The organism is Phycisphaerales bacterium, assembly GCA_035627955.1.
In the GTDB taxonomy this organism is placed as follows: Bacteria; Planctomycetota; Phycisphaerae; order Phycisphaerales; family UBA1924; genus JAEYTB01.
The window spans coordinates 94,827-111,558 of sequence record DASPKU010000007.1 but is presented as its reverse complement, the minus strand read 5'-3'; the positions used below and the strand labels follow the sequence as shown (position 1 = coordinate 111,558).

Here is a 16,732-nt window from a genome sequence, read left to right as displayed (position 1 = left end):
CACGCGCGGGCTTCCTGTCGCGCTCAGTTGTTCGTCGGCGTAATCGGCGTCGCCCGCCCGAACCCGCTTGCCGAGCGATAGGGCGCGGGTGCCGGAGCCGGCGCAGGCTTGGGCGGCTCCACCCGCGCGTGCGTCACAACCGCCGCGGCCGGGGCCGGCGGCGTCGTCCGCTGCTCACGCAGCTGATCGATCGACCGATCCAGCTTCCCGAGGATCGACTTCACCTGGTTGAACGCCTTCTCCGAGGGACCCATAACACACCTCCAAAAGCCGTCGTACCTCCAGTCATCGGCGGCATTTGGGAGCGACTTTCGCTCAACCCCGCAATGAGAGGGGCGGCACGACCCGCTTGGAGGGTGTGCCTTCGTGATAACCTGCGCACGGAGGTCCACACCCCATGCGCACCCTCCTCCTCGCTCTCGCCCTGCTCCTCGCCACCACCGCCCACGCCCAGCCGCGCGCCCGCCCCGGCTCGGTCGTCCACCTCACCATCACCGGGAACCTGGAGACCATGCAGGCCGCCAGGGAGCTCAAGGTCGCGCTGGTCGAGGCCGAGCGCGACCGCTGCGCGCTGGTCGTTCTTCACCTCAGCGGCGACGAATCCCGCCTCGATGTCGTGCACGCGATGGCCCGCGCCCTCCGCGAGTGCCCCGTGCCCACTGTTGCCTACCTCCAGGACTCTGACCAGAAGGTCGGCGCCGGCGCCCTCGCCCTTGGACTCGTCGCCGACGACTGCATCCTCGCCCCGCAGCTCACCATCCACGGGCGCACCGCGGGCATCTCCCAGGCCGCGCTCGCCCCCGACGCCGCCAGCAACGACACGGTCCTCGAGGAACTCGCGGCGTGGATGCAGCCGCAGGCAAAGGAACGCGCCCTCCCCGAGTCCCTCGACACCGCCCTCCTCAGCCCCTCGCGCCCCGTGTGGGCCGTGATCAACAGCAATGAAGTGAAGGCTGCATGGGAGCGCCCCGCTGACGGCGAGGTCATCCCCGTGGTCATCGAGAAGGACGGCCACCACCTCGTCTCCCTCGCCGCCAGGGACGCCGTGCGCCTCCGGTACGCCAGCGCCACGCTCGAGACCTGGCCGCTCGTGCTGAACCGGCGCGACCTCAAGAACGCACCGCGCGTCGAGCGCTCGATCACCGCCGGCGTCGCGATCCGCTCCATGCGCGCCGAGTCGCTCCTTACCACCATCGACCAGCAGCACGACGCCGCCAAGGCCGCGCTGAAGCTCCCCTGGCCCGCCGCCAAGGACCTCTCCGCCGCCGAATACCACAAGGCCGCGGCGACCGCCCTCGCCGCGCTCAAGCAGGCCACGGCCGCGCTCACTGAGCTCGAGAAGCTCCTCGAAACCTACCCCGAGGTCATGCGCCGCCCCGCCCCCGGCCAAACCGCCGTCGCCGGCAAGCCGTCCACCTACACCACCAAGTGGCGCGCCATGGTCCAGCAACGCCGCGACCGCATCAAAAAGCTCGAAGACACGGCCAGAAAGTTCGAGCAGGCCTGAGTCTGCCCACGCGCGGTAGAATCCTGCATGATCGTTGACGACCTCCGCGAGCGCCTCGAACAGGAACCCTTCGAACCGTTCCGCGTGATCAGCAGCAGCGGACGCGCGGTCACGGTCAGCAACCCTGACCTCGTGGTGCTGATGAAAAGCGCGGTCTTTATCGCCGAACCCAACTCGGACCGCTGGGCACACATCCCGTACCTGCACATTGCCGCGCTCGAGTCCGGCGGGCCTGACAAACGCGCCCGTAAGCGCCGGGCCGGCTGATCACACCTCAACGCCCTCGAACACCACACGGTCTTCCACCAGCCGCGCGAAGTACGCGGTGATGTTCGACAGCCCCGTCACCTTGTGCACGAATGCCGCGGCCCGCACCAGGTCGGCCCGCTGCACCAGCTCCATCCGCGGCTCCTTCAGCTCCAGCCGCGTGGCATAGAACGCGCACCCCTCGTGCTGGATGAGCACGATCCGCTGCAGCTTGTGCGCCTCCACGAGAAAGTTGAGCTCATCCACCACGCCCTGCTGCTCCAGCGTCGCCTGCGGGTGCGCCGCCAGGCACGCCGGCCCGCCCGGCAGCGCCACCCGGTCATACCGCGGCAGGTTCAGGCCGTTCTGCAGGAAGTCGTCGAAGTGCTCGCCGATACGCCCGTCCGAGCAGTAAATCGCCGCGGCGTGGATGCGGGTGCGGTCGTAGGGCTGACGGCTCTCGTAGGGTGGTTTCGGCATGCGCTCAGCATACCCACCTCGAGCAGAGCAGACCCGGCTTCCTTTGATCGCTCAAGGCCGGAACGCCGCCAGGTGCGCCACAGCGAAGCGCGAAGCGTGCCCGATAGAAGCCGCCCGAGGGGTCGATGGGGACGCCGCGGCAACCCGCTGGCACCAGTCCGAAACAACCGGTGGAACCTTGTCGTCTTCCACAACCGCGAGCGTGGGCTTCCACACATGGCTCAGCACGGCGGTCTGGTTCTGTCCAAAGATCTCCGGGCTCGGGATCGCCGACATGATGATGAACGATGTCTCGGTGATCGCCAGCCGCCCCTCGGCGTACGTCGAATCCGGCCGAACCACGCGTGACGCCGCCGCGTCGACCGTGCCCGCTGGACGCACCACCAGCCACCACGTTCGCGCTTGCGAAGGTTCGCCTCCGCCATCGGTGATGCGTAACCAGCCGTCACCTTCTCCCGACGAGAAGTGATACCACGGGCCGATCTTGACCCGCAGCACGCCCATGAGCTCCGAGGTGCTTGCAGATACCGTCCGCACAGAGGCCCACGCCTGCGCCCAATGACTCAGCTGGTAGGCTCGCGCACGCAGCGACTTCCCCCACTCGAAAATCCCGAGCGTGGCTGCCAGTATGAGGGCGACAACCAATGCGCCGACGCAAGCAGCCGGCAGATACCCTTTCATCCAGGCCGCGACATCCCGCGAGCGGAGCACGCGTGCCCCGGACCAGAGCCGCCCCAATGACCAGGCCACTACCGGCGCCGCGGCCATGCCAAGCACCAGTCGCCCCAGCGTCACCAGCGTGCTCGCCTCCCACGTTCGGTCCAGCGACGCCCAGGCCGCCAGGGAGGCAACTACTCCAAGCGCAAGCCCGCGCCCCCATGTGAGACGCGCCCCGTAGAGGAGGAAGGCGCCGACCAGCACGCCCAATACCCCGAGCAGCCCCAGCGACGTCAATATGAACGGACGCGCGGCCGTGTCCGGCATTCCCAGCGAGAACATCGACGCATCCGCAGCGCTCCACAAGAGGTGAGGGTCAGCGCCCCCATAACCGATCGCCGGCGCAAACGCCGAGTAGACGGTTCCATGCCAGTCGCCCGGCAGCGTCCCGCTGTGGAACTCCCGGTAGTAGTTGCCCCGAACATGGCTCACCAGCAACGCCCAACCCAGGAGGTTGCCCGCGCAGAGGAGCGTGAGTACGAGCCAGACCTTCGAGTGTTTGCTCTCTTGGATCATGGCTTTCTTACCACCACCAGTCGATCGTCCGGCGTGCACCCCGCCGCGCCAGGCACCGCGCCGGGGGCATTGGGGACGGGCCCGGTGCACACCGATGCCGGGCAGTTCAGGGTGACCCGCCGGCGGATGGCGCCTGGCGCACCTCCCGGCGCGGGCGGGCACCCGGGGCAGTTGTACCACACTTCGGTCCACGTGCAGATGCACGCCGCGGGGCTCACGGTGGTCCTGCAACGTGGTACAGATGGGTGCCCCGGCACCGACCGCGGGTCCGAGGCCGGATAACCAGGTAAGGCCGGGCGCGGAACATAGATCCCCGGCGCGGTTGTGCCGGGAGGCGGGAACGGATTCCAGGCCGCGATAGTCAGTTGAGCGCAGCTCGATGAGACCATCGTGACAAGCGCATTTTGAGCCTCGGCCTCTGTGATATCGAAGAGGACGTGAGCCACCGTCACGTCAACCAGCGCGGGCAGGAGCGACTTGCTGTCGCAGGGCCCCGCGACGTCCACCGGGATGCTCGCCGCGGCGTAGCCCGCTTCCACCAGGATCGCGACGACCTCCGCGTGCGTGTACTGCCCCAGCAGCTCCGCGAAGGGATCACCCTCGATCAGCCCGCCCTCGTAGCCCTCAGGCTCTACCAGCGCGGGCTCGTTCGGATTCTCCTCGCTCGTGGGCCACATGAAATCGCACTCTTCGGTGATGCCGTAGGTGTCCTTCACCCAGGTGATCGCGTCCCACTGCGACTGCGACTTCCACGAGATCGCCGGCCATGTCTCATCTGCGTGTGGGTTCTCGTACCACACCGCCACGAGATTGTCGCCGTACACCTGAGAGGAGTCACGCAGCGCGAGCACCCCGACCACGTCGACCGAGTTTGTCTCTGTGATCTGCACCACCGGAACGAAGGTCCAGTCGGCTTGCACGATGCGCACCCCGTCCGGGCGGAACACATCATCCGCCACTGCGTTGCGTGAGCTCGTTACAAGCGAAATGACAGCCGTGAGAAGGGCGAGCGCCTTTGCGAGTTTCATGATTTCCCCCCGAAGTACGCCGCCACGTGCGGCGCTGAAAAAACAGACTAACGGGCTCCTCAATCCGCATGCAAGGGCCAATCAGGGATTCCATCGGTTTTTTTGCTCATGGGCTGCAGCTGCCCAAGGATCAACAACTTGCGCGCGGTAGATGGGGAGTGGATACTGTGAAGCGAGGGCCTCTGGGGATTCTGGCAAGGATCGTAAGGTCCGAGAAAGTCAGCGTCTTACATGCAGGTTGCAACACCGGCTCATCCATTCTCAGCGCGGGGTGCAGCCATCAAGTACCTGCGCATCGCACCTCCCACACATCCCGCGTCAGCCCATACGCCACGCTGTCCTCGTACCTGCCCCACCGTTGGAAGTGCTGCTTGAGCAGCCCCTCGCGCACCATCCCCACCTTCTCCAGCACCCGCCCCGACGCTGGGTTGCGCGTGTAATGGTGGGCCGTGATCTTGTTGAGCGAGAGGCGCGTGAACCCGATCGCGATCATCGCCCGCGCCGCCTCCGTTGCGTAGCCCCTGCCCCAGTACGGCCGCCCGATCCAGTACCCCAGTTCCCCGCGTCCGTGCACGCCGTCGAGCTCAAGCCCCACCGCGCCAATCACGGCGCCATCCAGCGTCACCGCCGCGATCGGCTTCTCCGGTTCACGCTCCAGCATCGACAGGAACGCGTCCGCATCCTCCGTCGTGTAGGGGTGCGGGATGCGCAGCACGCCGTTGGCCACCTCAAAGTCGCCGATCAGCGGCAGCATCGGCGCGGCGTCCGCACGCTCGAACCGTCGCAGCACCAGGCGGGAAGTCGGATAGGGCAGCGGCAGCATCACGCCGAAAGATTACCAATCCGGCCACAACGCACGCGGAATTGCATTCACCAACAAAAAAGCCCCGGGGCGCTCGCCCCGGGGCCTGTCTCACTCACATCTCACTCACGCCGGAAACTCAGCAGGGCCCGCCGCCCAGCACGCGGAAGAACGACTCGATGTCCTGGTCCGTGCCGATATCGCCGTCAGCATTGAAGTCCGCCCCGCCCGCGAAGCAGGTTGGGCAGCAGTTGCCGCCGAGGCACGCGAAGAACGCCTCGATGTCCTGATCGGTGCCGATGTCCCCGTCGCCGTTGTAGTCCGCCGTGCCGCACACCGGCGCCGGCGTATACGCCACCGCCAGCATGTCGTAGTTGCTCGTCGTGCCGCCGCTGGAGTGGCCGCCCACGACCACGCGGTTCCGTGCAGCGTCCGCCACCACATCCCACGAGAAGTCGCCCCGCGCCGCGGCCCCGTCGTACAGCACCGCCCCGGCCACCGCGCCCGAGTTGGCGTCCACCACCACCGTGGCGATGTCCTCACGGATGCCGAAGCTTCCGCCGATCACGTTATTGCTCGTGCCCAGCATGACCACCCTGTCCCCCAGCAACGCCATGTTGCGGAACGAGTCCGTCCCGTTCACCGCGCTGCGGTTCCAGGTCGCCGTCCACGCAAGGTCGCCGCTGGTGTTGTAGCGTCGGACGGTCATGTCCGCGTCAGTGGACGCCGTGCGCGTGACGCCGCCGACGTAGACGTTCCCGCCGCTGAGGGTCACGCCCAGCCCCGCGTCGTTCAGCCCCGCTGCGTCATACACGCGCTCCCACACCACCGCGCCCGTGCTGTCGAACTTCACCAGCGCGAAGTCCGTGTTCGCAGGGCTGGCCGTGTTGTTGGCCGTCACCGCGATGTACACGCCGGTGGCGTCCACCGCGATCGCGTTGCCGCGGTCCCCAGCGTTCAACTCCCCGTTCCAGCGGGCCGTGTAGAACTGCGTGCCGTCGGGCTGCCAGCCCACCACGGCCGCATCGGTGTCGAAGCTCGTCGACGTGTTCGCCGACGATCCGGTCATGTAGAAGTTGCCGTTGGCGTCGATCACGCCCGCGTCGGCCTGGTCCGACTGCCCCGGCCCCGCCGGACCGTCCCACACGCGGTTCCACTCGTTGTTGCCCAGGCCGTCCCACTTGATGACGAACCACTCCCAGTCGAAGGCGCCCGTGCCCACCTTCACGTAGCCGCCCAGGTACACGTGCTGCCCATCGGGCGTCACGCGCACCACGCCGGGCTGCTCCTCGCGCCCGTAGAAGTCGAACGTGCGGATCCAGTCCTGATTCCCGTCCGACGAGTACTTGGCCACGAACGCGTCGCGCGACGAGATCGACGTCCCGTTGTTCAGCACATAGCCGCCGACGAAGATGTTCCCCGCGGCGTCCACCGCCACGCTCACCGACGCGTCGGTACCGTTGGCCGCGCCGCCGATCGCCCGCACCCACTGCTGCGACCCGTCGGGCCCGAACTTGACGATCACCGAGTCGGTGTTCGTGCTCGTCGGCCCGCGCCCGTTGCCCACCAGGATCACGTTGCCCGCCCCGTCAACTGCTACGCCGCGGGTCTCGTCCGCGATGTTCCCCGCCGACGTGTACCGCGTCGCCCACTGCTGGGTCAACTGCGCGCTCGCCGCGCCCGCCAGGACCGCCACAGCCGCCATCGCAAAGCCTGAACGCATCGCAACTCTCCTGATGATGGGAAATCCAACCGCGCGGGTGGGGGACGCCAGCATACGGCCAGCCCCCGGAATCACCACCCGGCACGGCGCCATTTATTCGACGCGAGCGCGACTCGGATTCCATCAGTTGGAACCTCCGAGGGTCGGCATCCGCTCGGGGTGCCGCTCATCAACAGAAAGGGGCCGCCCCGCGGCGGCCCCTGAACTTACCCGTTTTGTCGTGGCCGCTTACCGCGCCGCGGCCTTCGCCCGCTTCCCGTTCCCGGCCTTGAACTGCGGGATCCCGCCGTCCTTCTCGAACAGGTCGGCGAACTTGAACCCCTTGCGGGCCTTCCACGCCTTGCGGTGCACGGCGTCGCTGGCCAGCAGCGGGAACAGCGCCGTCAGCTCGCCGAACACCATCTGCTCGTGCACCACGTCCACCTTGCCCCAGCTGCACGCCTCGCGCAGCGTGGAGCCCGAGAGCGCCCCGTCGCGCGAGTCGGCCACCGTCATCTGGATGGCGTACTTGTGCATGCCGATGTCGCCGCGGGCCTTGCCGCCCTTGCGCTCGTTCAGCAGCTCCGCCGCCACCACGATGTCCTGCGCGAAGTTCTTGGGCACGCCGCCGCCGAGCATCAGCAGGCCGGTGTCACGGCAGGCCAGCTTGATGTCCGTCAGCTCGCGGAAGTCCTTGCCGCTGTCGAACGCCACCTGGCCGCGCCCCTCCTCGATCGCCTCGGTCTGCTGCAGCACGATGCCGAAGCCGGCCGAGCAGTCGCTGAACGCGGGCACGAAGATCGGCACGCGCTTGAGATACGCGGTCTTCACCAGGCTCTCGTTCTTCGCGAACTTGGGGTTGTTCGCCAGGTACGCGCCCATCGCCTCGATGAACTCGCGGCTGGAGTACGCGCCCGGCTGGAACGCGTCGAAGATCTCCTTCGTCCGCGCGTCGCAGTCGCGCAGGTTGTCCTCATCGATGTAGGTGTCGTAGATGCGGTCGATCATCAGGTTCCGCAGCGTCATGTCGTCGACGGGCGGAGCCTCGGGGCTGCCGGGCGCGATGTAGTGCTTGAACCCCAGGCCCTCGAAAAAGTCCTGGTCCACGATGTTCGCGCCGGTGGACACGATCGCGTCCACCATGTTGTTCTCCAGCAGCGTGATGATCGCCTTCTTGAGCCCCGCCGAGATCAGCGAGCCCGCGAGGGTCAGGATCACCGCGCACTCCTTGTCCGCCAGCATCATCGAGTAGATGTCCGCGGCGTTCGCCAGCGTGCGGCTGCTGTACGCCATCTTGCGGTAGCTGTTGATCACCGGGCGGGCGTCGAACGCCGTCACATCGATGTGCTTCACCGGGTTGCTGAGCAGGTCCTTCTTCGTCCACTTGGTCATCACGGGCCTCCGGGGTGGCGTCCGCCTCGCGGCGAGAACGCCGGTCAAGGTCAGCCATCCCCCCTGGCTGGCGAGTGAAGTGTGGACGCACGGGCCGGAGCGGGGGTGGCGCTCACGGGGAACGTGCGAGCAAAGTATACGACCCCCACCCAGGGTTGTTCACCAAATCGTGCCACCGAGATGTCTTCATCTCGGTGCTTTCAAACTCACATCGTGCCACCGAGATGTCTTCATCTCGGTGCTCTTTTCTTAGACGCCGGGACTGAGGCCGCCTTGGGCCGAAGTCCCGGGTTCAGCAATCACTAGCGGGACCGCGCACCATTCCCCTGCCCACGCATCCCCACCCACCTCCCCGCCACCATCTCCCGCTCCCCCTGCCGCCTCAGCTCCGACCTCGCGCCCAGCCCCCACGTGTACCCCGCCGCGCGCCCCTCCGCATCCGCGTACACCCGGATCACGCCTTTTCCTAACCCCGCGTGGGTCATCCCACCGACTCGCCGCGTGTCCCGCGAGTGCGGCGAGCCTGTCACATCGATCACCGTCACCTCGTACTGCACCGTCCCGTCCAGCAGCGGCGCCGTCGCATCGCGCCGCAGCGGGCGCGCATCCACGATCATCGTGTGCCCCGTGTCCTCCGCCTCCCGCGGGTACTCCACCGCGAGCACATCGCCGGCCCGCCACTCCTCCACCTTCTCCACGCGCGAAAACCCTTGCCCCTCCCTGGTCGCCCGCGCATACGTCCGCGCCACCGGCCGCTTGCTCTTCAGCCACCGCCGCACGTCCTCATCGCTCAGCCCATAGCTGTGCCGCAGCACCGCCGTGATGAACCCCGAGCAGTCCGTCCGGCACTCCTCCCTCCCAACCTCAAAAACCACCACGCTCGGCCGGTGCCGGTACTCCATCTTCTCCGGCGTCATCGCCGCCAGCAGCCCCCGCGCCGCCTCCACGTGCCGCGGCGTGCCGGCCCGATGGACGGCACCCGCCACCTGCGCCGCGGCCCCCAGCGGCGGCGCCACCCCCGCCGGCGCCCGAACCCACATGGAGAACACCGCCGCAACAAAGCTCAGCAACAACGCCATGCCCGCACCCTAGCGAGAACCCAGCCCCCGCGCACTGGGACTAATAACAGCTGTAGAAAGCCAGCTTTTGCACCTCTTCCACCACACCCACTCTGTATGATCCCAGAGATGCTCCGCATGCCACTCGCCGCACTCCTCCTGTTTACCAATGCCGCGGCCGCACAGCCGAGGCTTGTACACGATTTCAACGTCGCCTCTGGCACGTTTGGAGGCTCGGCAGGGCTGGACTTGGCCGCCCGGGACACCACCATCGTGTTCAGCGGCTCCGACTCCACTATCCACTTCAATGCCGCACCTGTTCCCCAGACTGACTTCGAGCCCTGGGCGTACGAAACCACAAGTGCTCATTCGTGGAAAATCGCAGACATCACCCCTGGTCCCGAGAGTTCTTCCCCTATGCACTTCACGACGGTCGCTGACCGGGTGTTCTTCACCGCACAGACGTCACTCGGGCGAGAGCTCTGGATGACCAACGCGGCTCTCACTGGGGCTACGCTGGTGTCCGACCTGAATCCCGGTGCAGCTTCGTCAGACCCTGAGCCATACGCCGTCGTGAGTGGACGGCTGTTGTTCGTCGCCGAGAGCTCAGCGGGCTTGGGGCTCTACAGCGCTGATCCAGTGACGTCGAGCGTGCAACTGCTGGCTCACGGTGAGTTCACCTTTATCAACGCAAATGAGCAGTTCGCGATCATGCAGACACGCAATCCCGAGACTGGGCTGGTCCGCTGCGACGGGATAACCCCCCCCGTCCTTTTCACGTCGCACACGACAATGACCGACCCAACCTCCAGCGCGTGGCTGGACGGGCAGCTCTATCTCCGTCTCTTTGACTCTGAGCACGGGGCCGAGCTCTGGCGCACCGACGGCACCACCCTCGGAACACTGCTTGCTGCGGACGTTAACGATGGGACTGGCTCCAGTCTCCCCGCCTCCATCTTCGCCCATGGCGGCAGCATCTACTTCAATATCAACCAGTCCCGCATGTACCGCTATTCCCCGGGTGGCGGTCTGCTGAATCTCGGGGGCCCACCCCTTGCGCTGTGCTTCCCAGTCGGTGTCGCCGGGGATGCTGTGTACGCCCGCGACACCACGGGCCGCACGCTCAACGCGACTGACGGCACGCCCGAGTCTAGCCGCCTGCTCGCGACACTCATGAAGCCCAACGACGTCGCGTGGTACGGGTGGTCCGCCGCCATCAACGGAAAGGCCCTGTTGGCGATCGACACATGGGATCACAATGGGATTCGCGACGAGTACGACCTGTGGCTGAGCGATGGCACCTCTGCGGGCACTGTGCCGCTCGTGAGCGGCGCGAACGTGCACCCTCGGTCCGCCTCTGATCCATCGCGCCCCGTCGTGGTGGGCGACCGCGCGTACTTCACCGCCGACGACCCTTTGCACGGGCGGGCCCTGATGCGCACCGATGGAACCGTTCAGGGGACCTCCATTGTCTTTGACCCGCGCTGGTCCACTGATCATGCATTTCCAACAGTCCGTGGAGTCTGCGATGGGCGGGTAGCGGTCACCGCGACAACCCACCGTGGTCTGGAGATCTTCACCTTCGACCCCGATGCTCCGGAGGTCACCAGCCACTTCCTAGTAACCCCCGCCAACCTCACCGGCTTCGCGTTCCTGGGCATCGGCGGTGCAAACATCTACTTCGCGTACGACGATCTGTCCTCGGGAGTGGAGCCGTGGGTTGTCGATACTGCAACGAACGCCGCTTCTCGGGTATCAGACCTCATGCCCGGCGCAGGGGCCTCAACACCTGCGGCGTTGTACGCCAGCGGGGAGGTCGTGTACGCCACCGCGTCCACAGCTGCAACTGGGCGCGAGGTGTACGTGCTCTCGCCCACCGGTGCGAGCCTCGTTTCGGATTCTTGGGCCGGGACCAACTCGGGCGCACCTACGGAAGTAGTCCCACTTTCTGGTCACCTCGTGAACAACGCCCGCAACGCCACCGGGCGTGGGCTCTTCTCGCTCACGCCCACTGCCAACAACATGCTGGTGCAGCTTCCTGTCGCTGCTAATCCGACAGGGCTCACTGCGTTCGACTCTGGGCTGCTTTTCTGGAACGGTACCGAACTGTGGCGCTCGGATCTCACGCAGCCGGGCACCTCCATGGTGGTCAACATCACTAGCCCAGCGGGTGGCCCGGCCCGAGAATCACTCATCTCGGTCGGACCCCGTGCCCTGTTCCGCCGCTACATCGCCGCGAATACGTTCGAGTTGTGGTCTACCGACGGCACTTTGGCCGGCACATTCCATCTGCCCGGGCCAAACCTCGACCTGACGCTCAACCCCTACCGACAGATGGTGAAGGACGGTGTGCTCTACTTCCAGGCCTCTGACTCTACCAATGGGCGCGAGTTGTGGCGTAGTGACGGCACTCCTCAAGGCACCAGGCTCGTTGTTGACCTGAACCCAGGAGTTGCGAACTCCAGCATCTCCGGAATCGCATCCCCTGACGGTCTGTTCTTCAGCGCAGCCGTTCCTTCCGCGAGCCTCGTCCCGCGTCATATTCCTTTCTACTACGACACTCTCAATCCGCCCGCACCCCTTTACGACATCCACCCCTACGTCAGCCTCTACAGCGCTACCTACTACAAGGTTGGCACGCGCGTCTTCGCTCGCTTTTCCCACCCAACCTACGGCAACGAGCTGTTCTTCATCCACCCGCCGCGCACGTGCGGCACCGCTGACTTCAACAACGACGGCGACACCGGCACCGACCAGGACATCGAGGCCTTCTTCGCCTGCATCGGCGGCCACTGCTGTCCCAGCTGCGGCACCGCAGACTTCAACAACGACGGCGACACCGGAACCGACCAGGACATCGAGGCCTTCTTCCGCGTCCTGGGCGGCCACCCCTGCTGACCCGTGCCACGATCATGTCCTCATGATCGTGCCTGCGCCCACCACACCGAAGCGATCACCGCCTCCGCCGCGCGCCGGCCATCAACCCGCCCGCCATCACCGCCACCACCCCCGGCCCCGGCACTTGTGGCGTCGGATACGAGATCCAGTCAAACCCGGTGTCGGACGTCACGTCGCCCACCACCGTGTTCGCCCAGAACTCCACGCGATTGATTCCCGCCGCCGTGATCGAGATCTGCGTCAGCCCAATGCCCGTGAACGTCTGCGTCAGGATCAGGTTGTTGGAGAGGTCGTACGCCCGCAGGTCCACGGCGTCGAAGTCCCCGCCACCGTCGCCCCAGTTGGCGCTGAACGTACCCACGACCGCCGGTGTCACGCCATCGCTGGGGTCAACGAACGACACAAAGATCGGCGAGCTGTACCACCCGCCGTTGCTCGGCAGCGCCCACGGCTCGCACCCCTGCACGCCCCAGATCGTCGGGTACACCTCGGTGAAGGTCACCGCCGGATAGTTCAGCGAGCTGAACAGCACGCCGTGGCTGCTCGCCAGCTGGTTGCTCACCGCCGTGTACGGCGCCAGCTCCGTCCCCTCCACGATGACGCCCTGCGCAGCGCCGGCAACTAGCGCGCACACACCCGCCGCGATCAGCATCCTCATGACCACTCTCCTCCGCCGCGTTCCCGCGGCCACGCCAGCCTACCAAGAGCACCCGCGACCGCAATGACTTGCGTTCCAGCCGCCGCTCCTTGCACCGGAAAATCCGCAATTCTCGGGCCTGAGAACTAGAATCTCCTCCTACCCGGAGGAGCACCCCAATGAGCACCCCGCCCGTCACCCCCGACGCCATCATGCAGCTGGGCATGGCCTTCTGGGGCAGCAAGACCCTGCTCACGGCCATCGAGATCGGCCTCTTCACCGAGCTCGCAAAGGCCCCTGCCGACCTCAAGACGCTCGAGAAGAAGCTCAACCTCCACCCGCGCTCCAGCCGCGACTTCCTCGACGCCCTCGTCGCCCTGGGCATGCTCCACCGCGAGGGCGGCCTCTTCGGCAAGTACAGCAACACGCCCGCGACCGACCTCTACCTCGACAAGAACAAGCCCACCTACGCCGGCGGTATGCTCGAGATGTGCAACGCCCGCCTCTACGGCTTCTGGGGTCGCCTCACCGACGGCCTGCGCTCCGGCACGCCGCAGAACGAGGTCCGCGACGGCGGCAGCTTCTTCGCCACGCTCTATGCCGACCCCGCCCGCCTCCGCCAGTTCCTGCAGGGCATGACCGGCCTCTCCTTCGGCGCGGCCACTGCCATCGCCCAGAAGTTCCCGTGGAAGGACTACAAGACGTTCATCGATGTCGGGGCCGCGCAGGGCGCGGTGCCCGTGCAGGTCGCCCTCGCCCACCCGCACCTCACCGGCGGCAACTTCGACCTGCCCGAGGTCGGCCCCATCTTCAATGAGTACGTGCAGCAGCACGCCCTCTCTTCGCGCCTGAAGTTCCACCCCGGCGACTTCTTCAAGGACGAGCTGCCCAGGGCCGACGTCTACATCATGGGCCACATCCTCCATGACTGGGACCTCGCGGAGAAGATGCAGCTGCTCCGCAAGTGCTACGACGCCCTGCCCCGCGGCGGGTCGCTCATCGTCTACGAGTCGTTCATCGACGACGAGCGCCGCACCAACGCCTTCGGCCTGCTCATGAGCCTCAACATGCTCATCGAGACCCACGGCGGCTTCGACTACACCGGCGCCGACTGCCAGGGCTGGATGCGCGAGGTCGGCTTCACCTCCACCCGCGTCGAGCACCTCTGCGGCCCCGACGGCATGGTCGTCGGCGTCAAGTGAACCAGCATCAAGAGAACCCGGCTCAGATCGCCAGGCTCATGTAGACCTCGTCGTACGACTTCCCGCCCGTCCGCAGGGCGTCGATCTCCGTGCCCCACGCCACAAAGCCCAGCGACTCGTACACGCGCCGCGCCGTGTCGGATGTAGCGCTCACCGACAACTGCACCCGGTGCACGCCGTCCCATCCTTTGGCCGCGTCGACGCACGCGCCCACCAGCCCGCGCGCGAGCCCGCGCCCGCGGAAGGCGGGGGTCACGTACACGCCCCACACCCAGGCGCGGTGGGCCCGCTTGAGGCGGGTTTCGCGGTTGATCCCGGCGGCCCCGACGAGCCTTCCATCAGCAGCAAACGCCCCGAAGATCGCGTAGCCCGGTCCCGCGAGCGACCTCGCCACGCCCGCCTCGTCCTGCCCGGGGTCGTCGCCGTCGCTCGCGGTGAACGCGTGCGGCGTGTCGGCCAGCCCCTCGCGCCGCAGCGCGGCGTACGCGCCGGTGTCGGCGGCGGTCAGCCGTCTGATCTGCACGTCCATGCTCTCTCTCCTCGCTACTGCGAATCAGACTACCCGGTCTCTATGCACACGGCGCGGCGTCGGCCGCGCCGGGCGTTCGCGATGGCTCTCACATCACAGGTCGTACTGGCCCGCGCTCTCGGGCTGGAACTCGATGGCCTCGACGACCACGCGCCGCGGCCCACGCGCCCCCATCCAACGCGCCTCCTCACCGACGCGCGCCCCCAGCAGGGCCGCGCCCAGCGGCGCGGTGACGCTCACGCTCCCCGGCGCGTAGCCGGTGGCGTCGGGGTACACCAGCGTGACGACCTCGACCTCGTCCCACTGCAGGTCGCGGATGCGCACCCGCGAGTTCATCGTCACCACGTCCGGCGGGATGCGCTTGGGCGTGACGATCTTCGAGGTGTCGATCAGGTTGCGGAGGTGGTGGCTGGGCCACGAGGTGCCGGGCCCCAGCACCGGCTCGAGGCGGGACTTGTCGACGCTGCTCATCACGGTGGACATGCGCGGACTCCTTTCGCGGATCTCTCGGATCCTTCTGAGACAACAGCGGTTGGTGAGTGGTCGCGCCCCGACACGGGGACGCTGGAAAAGAAGAGAAGCCCGGAGAGCTGTCCCCGGGCTTCTCGGCTGCTTGGCCGTGTGTGCTCGGGGAAGGGCTCAGCCGGGGGCGAGCTCGCGCGCGATCTGCGGCGTGATGACGTGACCCGTAAGGCCTGCGCGCACCGGCCGCGGACTGCTGCAACGCGGCGTGAGGTTGGCGGGCGCGTGGGTCATCGTGTAGATACTACGCCCCAGGGGGCGGAAGGTTCGCGCCGGGAGTGCGGCGCGGGGTCGGATGCTCGTGTCAGACGCGGCTCAGGCGCCCGGCGCCTTGCGGCCCTGGATGGTGTTCGCCTTCGTGTTCTGGCTCGCGGCCTTCTGGGCCTGCATGGCGTTGCTGTTGAAGGGGCTGTGCGTGTCCTTGGCCGCGCCGGCGTTGCCGGGGCCCGCGTTCATGCCACCGAAGCCGCCGGAGCCGCCCACCATGCCCATGCCGCCCATGCCGCGGAGCAGGTGCTTGGCGCTGCCGCCGCTGGGCTTGGGCGCGGGCTGCGCCGCCTGCTTCGCAGCAGGCTTCGCGGGTTCGGCGGGCTTGTCAGCGTTCCCTTTGGCGGGCTTTTTCGGGGTGGCCATGCGTGAGGGTATCCCGCGGAATCACTCGCCGGGGGCCTTGCGGGCGTAGCGCGAGCGCGGCGGCGGCATTTCGCGGTCGGCCCGCCGGGGCGACAGGGCCGCGGGGTTGAAGGGGCTGGTGGAACTCGCCGCCACATGGCCGTCGGCCTGGACCGGGGCGTCAAAGAGGTGCATGGCCCCGGGCTCAGGCTGCGGTGCCGCGCCGACAGCCACCAGCACGTTCCGCGCGGCGGGGTGCAGGCCGGGGCTCGGGGAGGCCCCTGTGTCGCTGTCGCTGCCGGCGCGCGAACGCTTGCCGCTTCGGGCCGCGGAGGGGCGATCGGTCGGTGAGTTCCTCGCGGGGGAACTGCTCGCGCCGGACTTGCTCGCGCGGGACTTGCCGGCGCCCGACGTCTTTGACTTCGAATGGCGCCGCGTGCCGCCGCCAGCCGGGGTCTTGGCCGCGTTCATGTTGTCCACCAGGCTGGGGCGGCTGCGCCCGTGCTTGCGGGCCTGTGCCTGCGCCTTCTTCTTCTGCGCGGGCGTGAGGTGCGAGCGCTCCGACTTAGGCAGCGGGTTGGGCCGGTTCCACGGCTGGGAGCCCGAGCGGCGCGAGGCCGGCTTCTTCGCGGCCGCTGTGCCCGCCTTCCTGGTGCTGGCCTTGCGGGTGCTGGCTTTGCGCGTCGTGGCCTTGCGCGTGGTGCTGGTCCTGCTGCCCGCTTTCTTCGCCGTCTTTCTGGACGCCGCGCGGGTAGCAGCCTTGCGGCCCCCGCCCGACTTCTTTGTGGATGCCTTGCGTGCCATCGGTGGACTCCTTCACCTTCAAGCGGGGCGTCACACGGTGAGGGACGGGTGAAGAACGGCTGGAGAACCCACGTCAATGG

Annotated in this window: 17 protein-coding genes; 4 read left to right on the top strand and 13 right to left on the bottom strand. The window is 67.4% G+C overall.

The features are described from left to right. Positions 1–23: 23 nt before the first annotated feature. Positions 24–254, bottom strand: coding sequence for a hypothetical protein (locus VD997_06610; protein ID HYE61649.1), 231 nt, complete (start codon positions 252–254; stop codon positions 24–26). A gap of 143 nt (positions 255–397) precedes the next feature. Here VD997_06610 and VD997_06605 point away from each other — a divergent pair, with 143 nt between their 5' ends. After that, the gene (locus tag VD997_06605; GenBank protein ID HYE61648.1) at positions 398–1,507 is read left to right on the top strand and encodes a hypothetical protein; all 1,110 of its coding nucleotides are present in this window, start codon (positions 398–400) and stop codon (positions 1,505–1,507) included. 27 nt (positions 1,508–1,534) lie between these two features. Next, positions 1,535–1,774 (top strand): hypothetical protein, encoded by a 240-nt coding sequence (locus VD997_06600; GenBank protein ID HYE61647.1) that lies wholly within the window; start codon positions 1,535–1,537, stop codon positions 1,772–1,774. Here the strand turns inward: VD997_06600 and VD997_06595 are convergent, their stop codons facing one another. The 7 genes from VD997_06595 to VD997_06565 form a co-directional block, all read right to left on the bottom strand. After that, positions 1,775–2,233, bottom strand: coding sequence for a carbonic anhydrase (locus VD997_06595; protein ID HYE61646.1), 459 nt, complete (start codon positions 2,231–2,233; stop codon positions 1,775–1,777). Positions 2,234–2,284: 51 nt separating this feature from the next. Then, on the bottom strand, positions 2,285–3,466 hold the full coding sequence (locus tag VD997_06590; GenBank protein ID HYE61645.1) for a hypothetical protein: 1,182 nt from the start codon (positions 3,464–3,466) through the stop codon (positions 2,285–2,287). Continuing rightward, complete coding sequence (locus VD997_06585; GenBank protein HYE61644.1) at positions 3,463–4,494, bottom strand: hypothetical protein; 1,032 nt, start codon at positions 4,492–4,494, stop codon at positions 3,463–3,465. Before VD997_06585 ends, VD997_06590 begins: the two co-directional genes overlap by 4 nt. A gap of 280 nt (positions 4,495–4,774) precedes the next feature. After that, entirely contained in the window at positions 4,775–5,317 is a 543-nt protein-coding gene (locus tag VD997_06580; protein ID HYE61643.1) for a GNAT family N-acetyltransferase, read from the bottom strand. Between the two features lie 118 nt (positions 5,318–5,435). Continuing rightward, positions 5,436–7,019 (bottom strand): hypothetical protein, encoded by a 1,584-nt coding sequence (locus tag VD997_06575; protein HYE61642.1) that lies wholly within the window; start codon positions 7,017–7,019, stop codon positions 5,436–5,438. Between the two features lie 228 nt (positions 7,020–7,247). Further along, positions 7,248–8,390 carry a deoxyhypusine synthase gene (locus tag VD997_06570; protein ID HYE61641.1) on the bottom strand — a complete coding sequence of 381 codons (1,143 nt, stop codon included), beginning with the start codon at positions 8,388–8,390 and terminating at the stop codon, positions 7,248–7,250. A 302-nt stretch (positions 8,391–8,692) separates the two neighbouring features. Next, positions 8,693–9,469 (bottom strand): hypothetical protein, encoded by a 777-nt coding sequence (locus VD997_06565; protein HYE61640.1) that lies wholly within the window; start codon positions 9,467–9,469, stop codon positions 8,693–8,695. Between the two features lie 690 nt (positions 9,470–10,159). Between VD997_06565 and VD997_06560 the strand changes: the two genes are divergently transcribed. After that, positions 10,160–12,346 (top strand): ELWxxDGT repeat protein, encoded by a 2,187-nt coding sequence (locus VD997_06560; protein ID HYE61639.1) that lies wholly within the window; start codon positions 10,160–10,162, stop codon positions 12,344–12,346. Positions 12,347–12,401: 55 nt separating this feature from the next. On the opposite strand, the gene VD997_06555 is transcribed toward VD997_06560, so the two are convergent. After that, a complete protein-coding gene (locus VD997_06555) occupies positions 12,402–13,004 on the bottom strand; it encodes a hypothetical protein (protein HYE61638.1) in 603 nt (200 codons plus the stop codon). Positions 13,005–13,162: 158 nt separating this feature from the next. Between VD997_06555 and VD997_06550 the strand changes: the two genes are divergently transcribed. Further along, complete coding sequence (locus VD997_06550; GenBank protein ID HYE61637.1) at positions 13,163–14,185, top strand: methyltransferase; 1,023 nt, start codon at positions 13,163–13,165, stop codon at positions 14,183–14,185. Positions 14,186–14,207: 22 nt separating this feature from the next. Here the strand turns inward: VD997_06550 and VD997_06545 are convergent, their stop codons facing one another. The 4 genes from VD997_06545 to VD997_06530 form a co-directional block, all read right to left on the bottom strand. Continuing rightward, positions 14,208–14,714 (bottom strand): GNAT family N-acetyltransferase, encoded by a 507-nt coding sequence (locus tag VD997_06545; GenBank protein HYE61636.1) that lies wholly within the window; start codon positions 14,712–14,714, stop codon positions 14,208–14,210. Positions 14,715–14,807: 93 nt separating this feature from the next. Next, the gene (locus tag VD997_06540; GenBank protein HYE61635.1) at positions 14,808–15,197 is read right to left on the bottom strand and encodes a GreA/GreB family elongation factor; all 390 of its coding nucleotides are present in this window, start codon (positions 15,195–15,197) and stop codon (positions 14,808–14,810) included. A gap of 354 nt (positions 15,198–15,551) precedes the next feature. Next, entirely contained in the window at positions 15,552–15,869 is a 318-nt protein-coding gene (locus VD997_06535; protein ID HYE61634.1) for a hypothetical protein, read from the bottom strand. A 21-nt stretch (positions 15,870–15,890) separates the two neighbouring features. Further along, positions 15,891–16,652, bottom strand: coding sequence for a hypothetical protein (locus VD997_06530; GenBank protein ID HYE61633.1), 762 nt, complete (start codon positions 16,650–16,652; stop codon positions 15,891–15,893). Positions 16,653–16,732: the final 80 nt, after the last annotated feature.